This is a genomic window from Pseudomonas monteilii, from assembly GCA_001534745.1.
In the GTDB taxonomy this organism is placed as follows: Bacteria; Pseudomonadota; Gammaproteobacteria; order Pseudomonadales; family Pseudomonadaceae; genus Aquipseudomonas; species Aquipseudomonas alabamensis.
In genome coordinates this window covers 3,387,385-3,404,095 of the sequence record CP013997.1, presented here as the reverse complement: position 1 = coordinate 3,404,095, position 16,711 = coordinate 3,387,385, and the positions used below count along the sequence as shown (strand labels likewise).

The window sequence follows — 16,711 nt, the reverse complement described above, 5'->3', positions numbered from 1 at the left end:
GACGAAAATCGCGCGCATGGTAGCAGGGGCGCCGGCCGACGGCGCCGTTTGTTTCCTCCAAGGTGACGGCCCGCAGGGACAGCCAGGCGTTCTCACACGGCGGCGGCTACCCGCGCGGCGCGTCGCCGTGCATGCTCGGCCCCGCCCCACACCAGCAGGGCCAGGGTGCTGATGGCCACGCCGGCCCAGACGATGCCCATCCAGCCGGCCCGTTCGAACAGCTGCGTGCCGAGCAGTGAACCCAGGGCGCCGCCGATGAAGTAGCAGGTGATGTACACGGCATTCAATCGCGTGCGGGCCGTCGGGCGCAGGGCGATCACCGCGTTCTGGTTGCTGACGTGCACCAGTTGCACCGCCAGGTCCAATAGCAGGACACCGGCCAGCAGCGCGACCAGTGAAGTTTCGGCCAGGCCCAGCGGCAGCCAGGCGGCCAGCAGCGCCAGCAGGCCCACGGTGGTGCCCAGCGCTCCCTGGCCCCGATCGGCCAGGCGCCCGGCCCAGTTCGCCGCCAGTGCACCGGCCGCCCCGGCCAGCCCGAACAGGCCGATGGTGGCGTCGGAGTAGTGGTACGGCTCGCGGGCCAGCAGGAAGGCCAGCGGTGTCCAGAACAGCGCGAACAGGCTGAACGACAGCAACCCCAATGCAGCGCGCAGGCGCAGCACGGGTTCTTCGCGGAACAGGACGAACAGCGAGCCGAGCAGGGCAGGGTAGCTCAGGCCGGCGTGGCTGCGGTGCACCGGCAGGCTGCGGTGCAAGGCGATGGCGCAGATCGCCATCAGCACCGCGGCCAGGCAGTAGATGGCGCGCCAGCCACCCAGCTCGGCGGTGAATCCAGCCGCGGTGCGCGCCAGCAGGATGCCGAGCAGCAGCCCGCTCATCAAGGTGCCCACGGCGCGTCCGCGCTCGGCCGGCGAACTCAGCGCCGCGGCCATCGGCACCAGCACCTGGGCCACCACCGAGAACAGCCCGGTCAGCGCCGTGCCGACGATCAGCCATGGCAGGCTGGATGCACTGGCGCTGATCAACAGTCCGAGCACCGCCACGCCCATCATCACCACGATCAGCCGGCGTTGCTCGAACAGGTCACCCAGCGGTGCCAGCAAGACCAGGCCCACGCCGTAGCTCAGCTGCGCGGCGATGACGATGCTGCCGGCACTGACGGTGCTGAGGCCGAAGTACTCGGCGATGCTGTGCAGCAACGGTTGGGCGTAATAGTTGCTGGCCACGGCCAGACCGGTGGCCGTGGCCATCAGCAGGATCAAGGCACGGCTCAGGGGCGGGGTATCCATCGGGACCTCTTCGGACGAAGGCAGGGCATCACGGCAGGTGACGCGGTAGTGATCGGACAGTGGCGCGACGGCTCACGTCACCTCGACGATCGACAGGCACTGCGCGGTGGCGCCGATCGACAGCCGAACCTCGTCGTCTGGCCGCTTGCCGAGCAACTGCTGGCCCAGTGGCGAGCGCGGCGTGATGACCGTGACCTGGCGGCCTGCCAGGGTGATGTTCAGGCCGGCGCCTTCGGGGCCGAGAAACACCAGGCGCGCTGCGCCCTGGGCGTCCTCCAGCTCGACCAGCTGACTGACCTGGATGCCCCGTGCCGGGTCGTAGTCGCGCAGGGTCAGCTGCCGAAACGCGAGCAGCGCCTGGCGGATCTCGGCGGTACGCCGGGCCTGGCCGGTGGCCAGGTAGGAGGCTTCCAGGCTGAGGGTGTCGTACTTGTTCTCGGCGATGTTCTCTTCGGCGGTGGCGGCTTCATAGGCCGTCTGCGCCGCCCGTTCGAGGGTGCGGACGTTTTCTTCCAGGGTGGCGATGATCGCCTGGAGCAGGGCGTGCTTGTCCATGTCAGCGGCACAACGCCTGGACCTGAGCCTGGCTCTTGTCCGTCGGTGCGTTGCGGTGCTGCTCCAGCCAGAACTGACAGCGCGGGTTGTCGAGATTGCGCGGGTCGGCCTGGGCGGCGTCCACGGCCTGGCGATCCTGTTCACGCTGCAGGGTCTGCTGGTAGCGCTCGAACATCTGTTGCTGCGCCTCGCTCGTGCCGGGCGGTGGCGCGGGGCGGGCAGGCGTCTCGACGCGGGTCGGGGCCGTCGGCAGCACGCGCTCGACCTGGCTGGGCCAAATCCGCCAGGCCAGCCAGGCGCTGGCCGCGATGGCGACCGCGCCCAGCCAGAGGCCCAGGGCGATGCACAGGATCAGGTGAAGCGGCGTGAGGCTGCGACGAGGGGAATCGGACATGGCGGTGCCTGCGGGACAGAAGGAACGTGGGCCATTGTCGCATGGCGGCGCACGAGTGCCAGTCCTGCGAACGATGGAACAGGGCGGACGACCGACCCTGAAGGCAGCGTAGTGGGGCGCAGGCCCGCGTGCCACCCCGACCGTCCCACGACGCTGCCCGCCTCGCGAGGCTTTCCTCCGTCGACGTTTGCTCGCACAATCGCCCGCTTCATGGGCCCACACACGAGGAGCGGGCGTGAGCGCCACCTGGGACATCTTCTGCAAGGTCGTGGACAACTTCGGCGATATCGGCGTGACCTGGCGCCTGGCCCGACAGTTGGCCGAGGAGCATGCGCTGTCGGTGCGTCTATGGGTCGACGACCCCCAGGCGTTCGGGCGCCTCTGCCCGCGTGCCGACGTCACTGCCGCCGTCCAGCACCTCGAGGGCGTGACCGTGTGCCGCTGGGAGGACACCTGGTCTGCGACGGACACGGCCGATGTGGTCATCGCCGCCTTCGGTTGCCGCTTGCCCCCCGCGTACCTGGACGCCTTGAGCGCGCGTCCGGTGCCGGCGCTGCTGATCAACCTGGAGTACCTCAGCGCCGAACCCTGGGTCGAGGGCTGCCATGGGCTGTGGTCGCCCCAGGGCAACGGCCTGCGCATGCTGTTCTTCTTCCCGGGCTTCACGGCGAAGACCGGCGGGCTGCTGCGCGAAGCCACGCTGCTCACCCAGCGCCAGGCCCTGCAGGACGAGGCCTCCGTGCGCGAAGCGTTCCTGGCACGGTTGGGCATCCACCCGGCGCCCGGTGCGCGGCTGCTGTCGCTGTTCGCCTACGAGAACCCTCAGGTGGGCACCTGGCTGACCGCCTTGGCCGAGGACGCCCAGCCCAGCCATCTGCTGGTGCCGGAAGGGCGCGTGATCGGGGACGTGCAGGCCTGGCTGGGGGCGTCGATACTCGAGGCCGGCCCGCCGGTCGTGCGCGGCAGCCTGACCCTGCAGGTGCTGCCGTTCCTGAGCCAGGACGATTACGATCGTCTGCTGTGGAGCTGCGATTTCAACGCGGTGCGCGGCGAGGACTCGTTCGTCCGCGCCCAGTGGGCGGCCCGGCCGCTGCTCTGGCACATCTATGTGCAGGAGGAGCAGGCTCACCTGGACAAGCTCGAGGCGTTTCTCGCGCAGTACCTGCAGGAAGCGCCCGCGCCGCTGGCCGAGGCCGTGGCCAACCTGTGGCGCGCCTGGAACACCAACCAGGACATGGGCCAGGCCTGGCGCCAGCTGTCGCCGCACTGGGACGCCTGGCGCGCCCATGCCCGGCAGTGGAGCGCCGCACAGGCCGCTCGGCCGGACCTCGCCATGGCGCTGGTACAGTTTTACCGAAATTGGCTATGATACGCGGCCTCGATTTTTTATAAATCCATCCAGATTCGGATACTCGTAATGAAAACTGGTAAAGAACTGAAACCCGGCACCGTCCTGCGGATCGAAAACGACCCATGGCTGGTACAGAAAGCCGAGTTCACCAAGTCCGGTCGCAACAGCGCGATCATGAAGACCAAGCTGAAGAACCTGCTGACCGGCTACAAGACTGAAACCGTCTACTTCGCCGACGACAAGCTGGACGACGTGATCCTGGACCGTAAAGAAGCGACCCTGTCCTTCATCAGCGGTGACTCGTACACGTTCATGGACACCACCGACTACACCATGTACGAACTGAACGCCGAGGACATCGAAGCCGTTCTGCCGTACATCGAAGAAGGCATGACCGACGTCTGCGAAGCCGTGTTCTTCGAAGACCGTCTGGTGTCGGTCGAGCTGCCGACCACCATCAGCCGCCGCGTCGACTACACCGAAGGTTCCGCCCGTGGCGACACCTCCGGCAAGGTCATGAAGCCTGCCAAGCTGGCCAACGGCACTGAAATCCAGGTTGCCGACTTCATCGAGATCGACGAAATGATCGACATCGATACCCGCGACGGCACCTTCAAGGGCCGCAGCAAGAAGTAAGCGGTCCCAGCAGTGCGAAAAACCCGGCCTTGGCCGGGTTTTTTCATTTGGGGGCATCTGAGGCACAAGCCATGGTCTTCTCGCTCGCTCGCTCCATGCTCCATGCTCCATGCTCCATGCTCCAGCACGCACGGGCCCTGCGGGCCCGATCGCGGGCAAGCCCGCTCCCACATGGGCCCGCGGCGTCCCGCCTCATCGCGTCAGAATCGCCTGCGCGATCAACCCCGCCACACCTCGCTGAAACCGGCTGTCACGGACCTGTGGGAGCGGGCTTGCCCGCGATAGCGTCGGGTCCGTCACCGCCCCACTGACCCCCTGCGCCCTGTCAGAATCGCCTGCGCGATCAACCCCACCACACCTCGCTGAAACCGGCTGTCACGGACCTGTGGGAGCGGGCTTGCCCGCGATGGCGTCGGGTCCGTCACCGCCCCACTGACCCCCTGCGCCCTGTCAGAATCGCCTGCGCAATCAGCCCCGCGACGATCCCCCAGAACGCCGACCCCACCGAGAACAACGTCAGCCCCGAAGCCGTGACCATGAAGGTGATCAACGCGGCTTCACGCTCGCGCGCCTCGGCCATGGCCACGCTCAACCCGTTCATGATCGAGCCGAACAGCGCCAGAGCGGCGATCGACAGCACCAGCTCCTTGGGCAGCGCTGCGAACAGGGCCGCCAAAGTCGCCCCGAACACGCCGGCGACGGCGTACAGCAGCCCACACCAGACCGCCGCGACATAGCGCCTGGACGGATCCTCGTGCGCATGGGGCCCGGTGCAGATCGCCGCGCTGATGGCCGCCAGGTTGACCCCGTGGGCACCGAACGGCGCGATCAGCAGCGACATCAGGCCGGTGGCGCTGATCAGCGGCGAGGCCGGCACCGTGTAGCCATCGGCGCGCAGCACGGCCATGCCCGGCATGTTCTGGGAGGTCATCGCCACCACGAACAGCGGCAGGGCGATGCTGATGGTCGCCGCCAGGGAAAAGGTCGGCGTGGTCCACACCGGTTGCGCCAGCTCCAGCGTGAACCCCCTGAAGTCGAGCAGGCCGAGCGCGCCGGACAAGGCGGTGCCGACCACCAGCGCCGCCAGCACGCAGTAACGCGGCGACAGACGCTTGGTCAGCAGGTAACTGAAGAACATGCCCAGCACCAGCAACGTGCGGTGCTCGGCGGCCACGAACAGCTCGCTGCCGATCTTGAACAGGATCCCGGCCAGCAGGGCGGACGCCAGCGACGCCGGTATGCGGCGGACCAGCCGTTCGAAGCTGCCCGTGAGCCCGCAGACCAGCACCAGCAGCGCGCAGACGATGTAGGCGCCGATCGCCTCGCTGTAGGCGACCCCACCCAGGCTGGTGATCAGCAGCGCCGCGCCCGGGGTCGACCAGGCTACGGTGATGGGCATGCGATAACGCAGCGACAAGCCGACACTGCACACCGCCATGCCGATCGACAGCGCCCAGATCCAGGACGAGATCTGCGCGCTGCTCAACCCGGCGGCCTGGCCGGCTTGGAACATCAGCACCAGCGAACTGGTGTAGGCGGTGAGCATGGCGATGAACCCTGCGACCAGGGCCGAGGGCGAGGTGTCGGCCAGCAGCCGGCGGGGGAAGGGGGTGACACTGGACATGAGGGTAGATCCTTTACGCGGCGAACAAAAGGTGACCGGGCAAGCCACGGCGCTGTCGCCAGCGTCCGTCCCTTTGCGCGATCACCTTCGAAGCCTAGCGTGCCCTCAGGCAGCCCTTGCCATACAGCCAGGGCTGCAATCGACCGTACAGTCGGTCGATGAGCCGGCCTTATTGCATGGCCGGCAGCCTGGCCTCGTTGCGCACATCGTTGCGCGCGACCGCTTCGGAGGGCAGCACGATCCGCTGCTTGCTCAGCAGGTCGCCCATGGTCGCCAGCACGCGGTACTTGGAGTACTCACCGGTGTAGCGCACTTCGTTCAGGCGCAGGGCCGCAGTGTACAGCTCGTTCTCGCTGTCCAGCACGTCGAGCAGGGTCCGCTGGCCGATACCGAACTGCTCCTGATAGGCCAGGCGCACACGGGTGGTGGTCTCGGCGTATTCGCGGGCCTTGGGCAACTGCTTAATCGCATTGTTCATGGCGTTCCACGACAGGCTCAGGTTCTCGTTGAGCTGACGCAGGGCGTTGTTGCGGATGTCCAGGGCCTGGTTGACCTTGTAGGCGTCCGACTGAATGCGGGCCCGGTCGCTGCCACCGCGGGAGATGTTGTAGTTCAGCTCGACGCCGGCCTGCCAGTCATTGCTGTTGGTGCCACGCTGACCACCCAGGTTGTCGTTGGTGCCGGTGGCCAGCACGGCATCGAGGCGAGGGTAGTAACCCGACCTGGCGACCTGGTACTGCTTCTCGGCTGCGTTGACGTCGGCCTGTGCCGATTTGAGGTACGGGTTGTTCTCCTGCAGCTCCTGACGGGCCTCGTCCAGGGTAGCCGGCAGCTGCGGCTGAATGTCGATGGGCGTTTCCAGCTCGTCGGGCATGCGGCCGACGGCACTGAAGAAGTTGGCCTCGGCGTCGGCCAGATCGACCTCGGCGGTGTCCAGGTTGGTCTGCGCCAAGGCCAGACGGGCACGGGACTGGTCCAGGTCGGCAGTGCTGCCCACGCCGCGTTCGCTGCGCAGACCGATCTGGTCGTTGACCCGCAGGTGCGCCTGCAGGTTGTTCTTGGCCAAGGTCACCGCTTCACGGCGACGCAGCACTTCCAGATACACCTCGATGGCGCGCAAGGCGACATCCTGGGCGATGGCCTGGGTGTAGTACGCGCGCGAGTCGACCACCGCTTCGGTGCGGCCGACTTCGTTGGAGGTGGCGAAGCCGTCGAAGATCAGCTGCCGCAGGCGCAGGTCGATCTGGTTGTAGGTGAGCGTTTCCTTGCCACGGCTGGTGGTGCCGTCGGTGTTGAGACGGCGCGTGTTGGCATTGTCGGAGCGCTGGCGGCCATAGCCACCGACCAGGTCGATCGACGGGTAGAAGCCCCCTTTGGCGAACTTCACGTCTTCATCGGCGGACAAGCGATTGTTGCGGTTGGAGCTGACCTCCGGATGTTGGTCGACCGCGGTCTGGATGGCCTCGGTGATCGACATCGCCTGGGCGTGCGTACACAGGCTGGCCAGCAGCACGGCGCTGGCGATGGGGGTCATGACGCGCATGGGGTTGCTTCTCCCTGGAATAAAGTGACGTTCTTCAGTCGCCAAAAAATTGGCTATCGGGCGGATCGATGCGGATACGCATCGAAGACTGTCCAGATTCACCCGTCGCGCCTGAGGGATTAGGCACCGCGAGCCCCACCGGAGAGCCTCCCGACAGGTGATGTCCTGATCGAGTGCCCCACTGCGATAGGTAGGCGATATGGAAAGTTCCGCGTTCTCTTGTTGTTCACAGCCAGTGTAGTGTTACTTGGCTGGTACAGTACGACAATATTTTGTCAGGCAAATAATGGCTTTTTTCTATCACCTTGTACAAACACAACCGAACTTCGACGCCATGAGCTGACGGACGGCCAGCGCACCGTCTCACCGGCGACGTGCAGCCGGTTCGCCCCGGATCAATGTGCGCAAGGCGAACCGGTTCGGATGGCAGGCCTGGGCCACCTCGCGTGGCACCGGAAGCGGCTCTCCCGTCACCCAGGCGGCGACCAGTTCCCCGCACAGGGGCGCCGTGATCAAGCCCCGCGAGCCATGACCGCTGTTGACGTACAAGCCCTCGAGCCAGGGGCAGGGCAGGTCGGGTACCTGGCGGGCATCCTTGCGCAGGACGGCATAGCGCTCATCGAAGGCCGCCCGGTCGGCCAGCGGCCCCACGATCGGCAGGTAGTCGGGGCTGGTGCAACGAAACGCCGCGCGCCCTTGCAGGCTGTCGGACGATGCACCATCCCGCGTCAGGCGCGCGTGCAGGTCCTCGGAGATCTCACGCAGCAGCTCCAGGTTGCCCTGATGCTCCTGGGCCGTTGGCGTGAGGTCCTGACTGTGGAAGTCGAAACTCGCGCCCACGGTGTGCTCGCCCGCCCGGGGCGGCGCCACATAGCCCTCGGCGCACAGCACCGTGCCCAAGGCCTGGCTGTCTTCGGTCGCAGGCAGCCGGGTGATCTGCCCGCGAATGCGCTTGAGCGGCAAGTCCGCACAGCCGTCGAAGAGGCGTACGTCCGCAGCGCCCGCCAGCACCACCACCGGCGCGCTGGCCAGCAGATGGTCCCCGTCCCAGGCCTGCCACAGGCCGTCGACCCGCGCCAGGCGCAGCACCTGGTGATGAGGGCGCACCTGGATGCGGGGGTGTGTTATCTGCGCCTGGCACAGCGCTGGTGGATGCACCCAGCCGCCCTCGGGGTAGAACAAGCCACCGGCCGGTAGCGTCACCCCGGCGATCGCTTCGGCACGCTCGCGCGAGACCGCCGTCAGCAGGCTGGGGTCGAAGGCGTCGGCCAGCTTGGCCTGGCGGGCGGCCTCCTGGGCGTCGAACGCCAATTGCAGCACCCCGCAGGCGTCCCAGTCGCGGCCGCGTTGCAGGTTCGTCAGCCAGCGTCGGGTATAGCCGAAGCCGGTCAGGATCAACCGCGACAGCGCCGTGCCATGGGCCGAGAGCTTCAGGTAGAGCACGCCCTGGGGATTGCCGGAGGCCTCCTGGGCCACCTCCGCATGACGCTCCAGCACCTCGACCTGCCAGCCGCGGTTGGCCAGGCTGCGGGCCGTGGCGCTGCCGGCCAGCCCGGCGCCGATCACCAGCGCCCGGCGCGGACCTGACGCGGCCGGGGGACGGCGGTACCACGGCGCGTCCGGCGCGCTCGACACACCGTCGACCGGTAGGCCAGTGAACGTACCGCCCATGATCTCCCACTTCTTGCCCAGCCCCGGTACCTTGCGCAGCGTGAAGCCGGCCGCCATCAGTGCGCGACGTACCCAGCCGGTGGTGGTGAAGGTGCCCAGCGTGGTGCCGGGCGCCGAGAGCCGCGCCATCTGCTCGAACAGCGCAGGCGTCCACATGTCCGGGTTCTTGGCAGGCGCGAAGCCGTCCAGGAACCAGGCGTCGATCCGGGCATCGAGGGTCGGCAGCTGCTCGAGCACGTCGCCGATGAGCAAGGTCAGGGTGACGCGCCCGCCGTCGAAGCTGAAATGCTGGAATCCGGGGTGCACGGCGACGTACTGCGCCAGCAACGGCTGCGAAAACGCCGCCAGGCTGGGCCAGAGGCGCGCGGCCCGCTCCAAGTCAATGTGGGTAAGCGGGAATTTCTCCACACTGATCACCTGCAGCCGTGCCTCGGCTGGGGCGTGCTCGGCGAAGCACTGCCAGGCGCAGTAGAAGTTCAGGCCCGTGCCGAAGCCGGTTTCCCCGATCGTCAGGCATTCGTGGGGCGCCAGGGCGGCGAAGCGCTCACGCAGGCGGTTCTGCTCGAGAAACACGTAGTGCGTTTCCTCGATGCCCTGTTCGCGCGAGAAGTAGACGTCATCGTAATGACGCGAATGAGGCAGGCCCTGGTCGTCCCAGTCGATCTGGGCATGGAGCGGGGCGGGGGAAGCTGGGGAATCTGACATGATCGGCTCGACGACAGCGAAGCGATCATTTTAGGGGGCTTCGCGCCCGAATTCACGCAAGGCGATCTAACAACCGACCGAGTTGGCGTGTCCAACCGGCAACGACCCAGGCCGAGGCGTCGGCCCTGTCCATCATCGAAGGAGCCAGACATGTTCGAATCCGCGGAAATCGGCCACTGCATCGACAAGGACGTCTTCGACGCCGAAGAGCCGGCCCTGCGCGAAGCCTTGCTCGAGGCGCAGTACGAGCTCAAGGCGCGGGCCCGTTTCCCGCTGATCATCCTGATCAATGGCATCGAAGGCGCCGGCAAGGGCGAGACGGTGAAACTGCTCAACGAGTGGATGGACCCTCGGCTCATCGAGGTGCGCACCTTCGACGAGAAAACCGACGAAGAACTGGCCCGTCCACCGGCCTGGCGCTACTGGCGGGCCTTGCCGCCCAAGGGGCGCACCGGGGTGTTCTTCGGCAACTGGTACAGCCAGATGCTGCAAGGGCGCGTGCAGGGCGATTTCAAGAACGCCGTGCTGGACCAGGCGATCGCGGGCGCCGAGCGCCTGGAGCAGATGCTCTGCGACGAAGGCGCGCTGATCATCAAGTTCTGGTTCCACCTGTCCAAGCAGCAGATGAAAGCCCGGCTCAAGGCGCTGGCGGACGACCCGCTGCACAGCTGGCGCATCAGCCCGCTGGACTGGCAGCAGTCGCGCACCTACGACCGCTTCGTGCGCTATGGCGAGCGCGTCCTGCGCCGGACCAGCCGCGACTACGCGCCCTGGCACATCATCGAAGGGGTCGACCCGTATTACCGCAGCCTGGCGGTCGGGCGCATCATCCTCGAGGCGTTGCAGAATGCGTTGGCCAAGGACGTCCCGCCTACCTCGCCAGGCCACAGCCCGCGACCAGGGCGCAGTCTCGACCAGCGCAGCCTGTTGGGCAGCCTGGACCTGACCTTGCGGCTGGAGAAGGACGACTACCAGCGCCAACTGGTCGCCGAGCAGGCGCGTCTGTCGGGGTTGCTGCGTCACAAGAAGATGCGCCGGCATGCCCTGGTCGCCGTGTTCGAAGGCAACGATGCTGCCGGTAAGGGCGGGGCCATTCGCCGCGTGGCCGCTGCGTTGGACCCGCGTCAGTACCGCATCGTGCCGATCGCCGCGCCCACCGAGGAGGAACGCGCACAGCCTTACCTGTGGCGGTTCTGGCGACACATTCCGGCCCGGGGCAAGTTCACCGTCTTCGACCGTTCCTGGTATGGGCGCGTGCTGGTGGAGCGGGTGGAAGGCTTCTGCCCGCCGAGCGACTGGATGCGTGCCTACGGCGAGATCAACGACTTCGAAGAGCAGTTGCGTGATGCCGGGATCGTGGTGGTCAAGTTCTGGCTGTCGATCGACCAGCAGACCCAATTGGAGCGGTTCGAGGCGCGCGAGGCGGTGCCGTTCAAGCGCTTCAAGATCACCGAGGAAGACTGGCGCAACCGCGAGAAATGGGACCAGTACGCCGAGGCCGTGGGCGACATGGTCGATCGCACCAGCACGACGATCGCGCCGTGGACCCTGGTGGAAGCCAATGACAAGCGCTGGGCCAGGGTCAAGGTGTTGCGCACGATCAACGAGGCGCTGGAAGCGGCGTTCGCGGAGTAGGCGGGGAAGGGCGAGTGGTGAGCGGTAGGCTGCGGGAGGAAGGGCAGGGAACGGTGTGCATTGGCGTCTGGGGCGCAAGAGGCTGCTCTGCGGCCCAGGATCCCCACGGCAGCTCACGGCGGTCGTCCGCGCGCGAGCCTTTTTCCTGTCTGCCACGGCTGAACTTCTGCGTCCACAGGCGCTCTGATCCCGGTAGCCATTGGTGATGACCGCCTGCTAAGCTCGCGGCTTTACCCTGATTGCCCTTATGGCGCATGAACAAGGATCTAGCATGAAACAGCATCGTTTGGCGGCCGCGGTTGCCCTGGTCAGCCTGGTTCTCGCCGGCTGCGACAAGCAGGCCAGCGACGTCGAGCTCAAGACGCCTTCCCAGAAAGCCTCCTATGGCATCGGCCTGAACATGGGCAAGAGCCTGGCTCAGGAAGGCATGGACGATCTGGATTCCAAGGCCGTGGCCCTCGGGATCGAAGACGCGGTCGGCAAGAAAGACCAGCGCCTGAAGGACGAGGAGCTGGTAGCTGCCTTCAGCGACCTGCAGAAGCGTGCCGAGGAGCGTCAGGCCAAGGCCAGCGAAGAAGCGTCGGCCGCCGGCAAGAAGTTCCTCGAAGAGAACGGCAAGAAGGACGGCGTGGTCACCACCGCCTCGGGCCTGCAGTACCAGGTCATCAAGAAGGCCGACGGCCCGCAGCCCAAGCCGACCGATGTCGTGACCGTGCATTACGAAGGCAAGCTGATCGATGGCAAGGTGTTCGACAGCTCCGTCGAGCGCGGCAGCCCGATCGACCTGCCGGTCAGCGGCGTCATCCCGGGCTGGGTCGAAGGCCTGCAACTGATGCACGTGGGCGAGAAGTACAAGCTGTTCATCCCGGCCGAACTGGCCTACGGCGCCCAGAGCCCGAGCCCGCTGATCCCGGCGAACTCGGTCCTGGTGTTCGACCTGGAACTGCTGGGCATCAAGGACCAGGGCCAGGCCCCGGTCGATCCGACCCAGGCACCGGCTGAAGCACCTGCCGACGCCCCGGCCGAGACGCCTGCTCAGTAAGCAGCCAGACGCGCTCCGCCTGAAAACGCCCCGTTTCGACGGGGCGTTTTCGTTTCAGGGCGCATGCCTTCAAGTCCACGCGCCTATCTTGTGGGAGCCGGCTTGCCGGCGATGACGGCAGTGCAGCCACCATCCCCATCGCCGGCAAGCCGGCTCCCACAGGCTGCCCCTTGCAGGGCAGATGAGGCTTAGGACTTGATTGCCGCGCAGTTCTGCGACGGTGTTAGCTATGACGGTACCAGTCTCGATCGATCCGCACAGACGTCTTCAAACCCATGCGCCCACCCCTGTGGGAGCCGGCTTGCCGGCGATGACGGCAGGGCAGCCACCATCCCCATCGCCGGCAAGCCGGCTCCCACAGGCTGCCCCTCGCAGGGCAGATGAGGCTTAGGACCTGATTGCCGCTCAGTTCCGGGCGTTGGCCAATGTGTGCAGGCCCTATCATGCCCGGCGGGCCTCCAGCCCGACACGCTGGGCGAACCCCGACCACCTTCCAGGGTCGACATAGAGTCGGCACCTGCGACCTCGACCCCTGTCACGCACCTGAGCTGGCTTTGAAACAAGTGTGTAAAAAACGCCCGATTCGAGTGCGGCCCTTGCCGTGCAGGGTCCAAACCGTGGAAACGCCCCCCTGTTCACAAGGTTATCCACAGTAAATGTGGATAACCTACCCGTTCCTGCTGGAGGTTCAATGAACGCACCGTGGAATTTCAGTCGCTTCCTTCCCCTGGCCGAGCGCCTGCTCAGCCGTGGCCGTCTGCCGGCCTTGCTGTTCGCCGTGGCGCGCAAGGGGCCGAAGCTCGGCCAGCTGCGTCATGACGTCAAGCTGATGCAGTCCCTCTGCCTGGCCTGGTGGCGCGGCGAATACCGGGACATCAGCAAGAAATCCATCATCACCATCGTGGCCGGCCTGCTGTACTTCGTCAGCCCGCTCGATGCCATTCCCGACTGGCTGCTCGGCGTGGGCTTTCTCGACGACATCGCCGTGCTGGGCTGGGTCATCAAGACCGTCGGCGACGAGCTGACCAAGTTCAAGACCTGGCGCGATGCGCAGGCGCCCGAGAAGCTGCGCGTGGTGGAGCGCCTGCCCGATACGCCCGAGGCGCTGCGCCTGGAGCGCGGCCAGCCGTAAGGCGTTCGCACGTCCTGATATACTTGCCACCCAGTCGTACCGAAGCGCCACACGCCGTGGCGCGCGGAGAAAAGGGGTTTTCGTCATGGATGTACAGGTCATCATTCACGAAGGCAAACCGCAGTACGCGGTGTTGCCTTGGGAGCACTACCAGGCCTTGCTCAAGGCCGCCGGGCATGCAACCGAACGCGAGACGCCGCTTGCAGCGCAGGCCGATCCAGCGCCTGAAACCGTTGCCCAGCCCACCCTCCAGCCTCTGACCGAACTGCCGCGCCTGCGCGAAGCCAAGGGCCTGGCCCGTGAAGCGCTGGCACGCAGCGTCGGCATCAGCCCGGCTTATCTGGCGATGATCGAGTCTGGCGAGCGCCAACCGGATGCTGCCATCCGCCGCAGCCTGGCCTGGGAGCTGGGGCTGCCGGGATGGAGTGAGCCCTCTTGAGTCAGGTCAGGATCAGCCGTCAGCATTGGCAAAGCCTGCTGGATGCGCTTGACCTGGCCCGTCGTCAACGTCACCTGTTGACCTACCGTGCGTTGATCGAGCGCCTGCAACTGCCCACGCCTGCCATGCAGACGCTTACCGCTGCGCTGGAGCACCTGGCGCTGATCGACGCCCGGGCCGACCAGCCCCTGCGCAGCGCGCTGGTGATCAGCCAGGGCGCCAGCCGTCTGCCACGGCCTGGGTTCTTCGAGTGTGCCGAGCGGCTCGGGCGTTTCACCGGGCCGGCCGATGGGCTGGAAGCCGCGGCCTGGCATGCGTCGGAGGTGGTACGGGTGTTCGAGCATGCCTATCCGGACGAGGCATGAGCCACACCGGACGATGGCCTGACGGGCATTCATGCCGCAGACGGTGAGGCGGCAAGGCCCATCTACATCGAGGGTCCATGACCCATGAAAAAGGGGCCGCAAAAGCGGCCCTTGGGTCAAGCACGCACGTTCAGCGCCTCATCGGCTTTTGCTCAGGCTCAGGTAGTCCAGCAGGATCCGGCCCGTCTCTGCCAAGTAGGCATCGTCTTCCGGCTTGGTATCTTCCGGCTCGCTCGGCAGGGCGTCCTCGTCTTCCTTCTCCAGCTCCTTGAGCGGCTCTTCACCCTTGGCCTTGCGGCGCACGTTCTCGAGGGCCAGTTGCTTGGCATCGATCTCGTCATGGCGCGCGCGGCGCTCCTGCTCGTTCAGGCTGACGGTCTTCTCGTTCATCAGCTGCTGGGTCAACGCCAGGCGATCGCGGATGTAGGCGAACTCCGGATCCTTCAGGCTGCGCGCCTCATGCCGCGCCTTGAGCTGCGCCAGGTACGGCTTGAACGGATCGGAAGCAGGCTTCACGACAGGACGGATGGTGTCCCAGGGCATGGCCTCGGGCAGGGCGCTTTCACCGATTTCCTTGGTGTCGATGATCGACGGGTAGGCGATGTCCGGCAGCACGCCCTGGTGCTGGGTGCTCTGCCCGGACACCCGGTAGAACTTGGCCAGGGTCAGCTTGAGTTCGCCGTGGTTCAGCGGCTGGATGGTTTGCACCGTCCCCTTGCCGAAGGTCTGCCCACCGATGATCAGTGCACGGTGATAGTCCTGCATGGCGCCGGCGAAGATCTCCGACGCCGAGGCGGACAGGCGGTTGACCAGCAAGGTCAGCGGACCTTTGTAGAAGGCGCCCTTGTGCTCGTCTTCCAGTACGTCGACGCGGCCGTCGCTGTTGCGCACCAGCACCGTTGGCCCTTTGTCGATGAACAGGCTGGTCAGTTCGGTCGCTTCCTGAAGCGAGCCACCGCCGTTGTTGCGCAGGTCGATGACCACGCCGTCGACCTTTTCCTTCTGCAGCTCGGTCAGCAGCTTCTTCACGTCGCGCGTGGTGCTCTTGTACTCGGGATCCCCGGCACGATAGGCCTTGAAGTCCAGGTAGAACGCCGGAATCTCGATGATCCCCAGCTTGTAGTCACGCCCGTCCTGCTTGAGGTTGAGGATCGACTTCTTGGCCGCCTGTTCCTCCAGCTTGACCGCTTCGCGGGTGATCGACACCACCTTGCTGGTCTGGTCGTTCGGTGCATTGCTGGCCGGGATGATGTCCAGGCGCACCACCGAGCCCTTGGGCCCGCGGATCAGCTTGACCACTTCGTCCAGGCGCCAGCCGACCACGTCGACCATTTCCTTGTCGCCCTGGGCGACGCCGATGATCTTGTCCGCCGGCGAGACCTGCTTGGTCTTGGCCGCAGGGCCTGCCGGTACCAGGCGCACGATCTTCACCTGGTCGTTGTCGCTCTGCAGCACCGCGCCGATGCCCTCCAGCGACAGGCTCATGTTGATGTCGAAGTTCTCGGCGTTGTCCGGCGACAGGTAGTTGGTGTGCGGGTCGTAGGACTGCGCGAAGGTGTTGATGTAGGCCTGGAAGATGTCCTCGGCGCGGGTCTGGTCGAGGCGCGCCAGCTGGTTCTTGTAGCGCTTGGTCAGGGTTTCCTGGATCTGCTTGAGGTCCTTGCCGGCGAGCTTCTGGCGCAGCACCTCGTCCTTGACGCGCTTGCGCCACAGGTCGTCGAGTTCGGCGGTGTTCTTCAGCCAGGGCGCGTCCTTGCGGTCGACCAGCAACTGCTCGTGGGTGGTGAAGTCGATCTTGTCGACACCCTTGTCGAGTTCGGCCAGGGCGAAGTCCAGACGCGCCTTCACGCGGTCGAGGTAGCGCTTGTAGATGGTGAAGCCCGGTTGCAGCTCGCCCTTCTTGAGGAAGTCGTCGAACTGGGTCTTCCACTTGTCGAATTCGGCGATGTCGCTTGCGGTGAAGTAGCTGCGCGACGGGTCGAGCAACTTGAGGTAGCTGTCGTAGATGATGACCGAGCGTGCGTCGTCCAGTGGCGGCTTGCTGTAGTGGTGGCGCTTGAGCAGCTCGACCACGTTCAGGCTGGCGACGATCTCGTCGCGGTCAGGTTGCAGCCCGTCCCACTTGTTGGCGGCCGCGACATTGCCGGAGAGTGACACGCTGCCGAGGCCAAGCATCAGGGCGAGGGCGGTGCCGGGCAGAAAGTGCTTCATGCTGATTCGACTCTGGGGCAATTGATCACGCATAGTAGGCCGTCTTTTCCTTTGGCCGGTTCCATCTGACCGGTCGCATACTGCAAAAAAAGCCTGGTGCAAACGTGCCCAGGCTCATT

The 16,711-nt window shown here is 66.1% G+C and carries 14 protein-coding genes; 7 read left to right on the top strand and 7 right to left on the bottom strand.

Annotated elements, in window-relative coordinates:
• Window positions 1–92: 92 nt before the first annotated feature.
• From APT63_14515 to APT63_14505, 3 genes are all read right to left on the bottom strand, one after another.
• Complete coding sequence (locus APT63_14515; GenBank protein AMA46730.1) at window positions 93–1,289, bottom strand: transporter; 1,197 nt, start codon at window positions 1,287–1,289, stop codon at window positions 93–95.
• A gap of 72 nt (window positions 1,290–1,361) precedes the next feature.
• A complete protein-coding gene (locus tag APT63_14510) occupies window positions 1,362–1,844 on the bottom strand; it encodes a transcription elongation factor GreAB (GenBank protein ID AMA46729.1) in 483 nt (160 codons plus the stop codon).
• 1 nt (window position 1,845) lies between these two features.
• Window positions 1,846–2,238, bottom strand: coding sequence for a hypothetical protein (locus APT63_14505; GenBank protein ID AMA46728.1), 393 nt, complete (start codon window positions 2,236–2,238; stop codon window positions 1,846–1,848).
• Window positions 2,239–2,473: 235 nt separating this feature from the next.
• On the opposite strand from APT63_14505, the gene APT63_14500 reads away from it, so the two are divergent.
• Window positions 2,474–3,607: a hypothetical protein gene (locus APT63_14500; GenBank protein AMA46727.1), complete on the top strand. Its 1,134-nt coding sequence runs from the start codon at window positions 2,474–2,476 to the stop codon at window positions 3,605–3,607.
• A 48-nt stretch (window positions 3,608–3,655) separates the two neighbouring features.
• On the top strand, window positions 3,656–4,225 hold the full coding sequence (locus APT63_14495) for an elongation factor P (protein AMA46726.1): 570 nt from the start codon (window positions 3,656–3,658) through the stop codon (window positions 4,223–4,225).
• 421 nt (window positions 4,226–4,646) lie between these two features.
• On the opposite strand, the gene APT63_14490 is transcribed toward APT63_14495, so the two are convergent.
• From APT63_14490 to APT63_14480, 3 genes are all read right to left on the bottom strand, one after another.
• Window positions 4,647–5,849, bottom strand: a complete 1,203-nt coding sequence (locus APT63_14490; protein AMA46725.1) for a hypothetical protein — start codon at window positions 5,847–5,849, stop codon at window positions 4,647–4,649.
• A 169-nt stretch (window positions 5,850–6,018) separates the two neighbouring features.
• Window positions 6,019–7,392 (bottom strand): channel protein TolC, encoded by a 1,374-nt coding sequence (locus APT63_14485; protein AMA46724.1) that lies wholly within the window; start codon window positions 7,390–7,392, stop codon window positions 6,019–6,021.
• Window positions 7,393–7,755: 363 nt separating this feature from the next.
• Entirely contained in the window at window positions 7,756–9,768 is a 2,013-nt protein-coding gene (locus APT63_14480) for an FAD-dependent cmnm(5)s(2)U34 oxidoreductase (protein AMA46723.1), read from the bottom strand.
• Between the two features lie 150 nt (window positions 9,769–9,918).
• Between APT63_14480 and APT63_14475 the strand changes: the two genes are divergently transcribed.
• From APT63_14475 to APT63_14455, 5 genes are all read left to right on the top strand, one after another.
• Window positions 9,919–11,403, top strand: coding sequence for a polyphosphate kinase (locus APT63_14475; GenBank protein ID AMA46722.1), 1,485 nt, complete (start codon window positions 9,919–9,921; stop codon window positions 11,401–11,403).
• 271 nt (window positions 11,404–11,674) lie between these two features.
• A complete protein-coding gene (locus APT63_14470; protein ID AMA46721.1) occupies window positions 11,675–12,445 on the top strand; it encodes a peptidylprolyl isomerase in 771 nt (256 codons plus the stop codon).
• 691 nt (window positions 12,446–13,136) lie between these two features.
• Entirely contained in the window at window positions 13,137–13,577 is a 441-nt protein-coding gene (locus APT63_14465; GenBank protein AMA46720.1) for a hypothetical protein, read from the top strand.
• An 85-nt stretch (window positions 13,578–13,662) separates the two neighbouring features.
• A complete protein-coding gene (locus APT63_14460) occupies window positions 13,663–14,016 on the top strand; it encodes a Cro/Cl family transcriptional regulator (protein AMA46719.1) in 354 nt (117 codons plus the stop codon).
• Entirely contained in the window at window positions 14,013–14,381 is a 369-nt protein-coding gene (locus tag APT63_14455; protein AMA46718.1) for a hypothetical protein, read from the top strand. Before APT63_14460 ends, APT63_14455 begins: the two co-directional genes overlap by 4 nt.
• A gap of 138 nt (window positions 14,382–14,519) precedes the next feature.
• On the opposite strand, the gene APT63_14450 is transcribed toward APT63_14455, so the two are convergent.
• Complete coding sequence (locus APT63_14450) at window positions 14,520–16,625, bottom strand: peptidase S41 (GenBank protein ID AMA46717.1); 2,106 nt, start codon at window positions 16,623–16,625, stop codon at window positions 14,520–14,522.
• Window positions 16,626–16,711 lie beyond the last annotated feature (86 nt).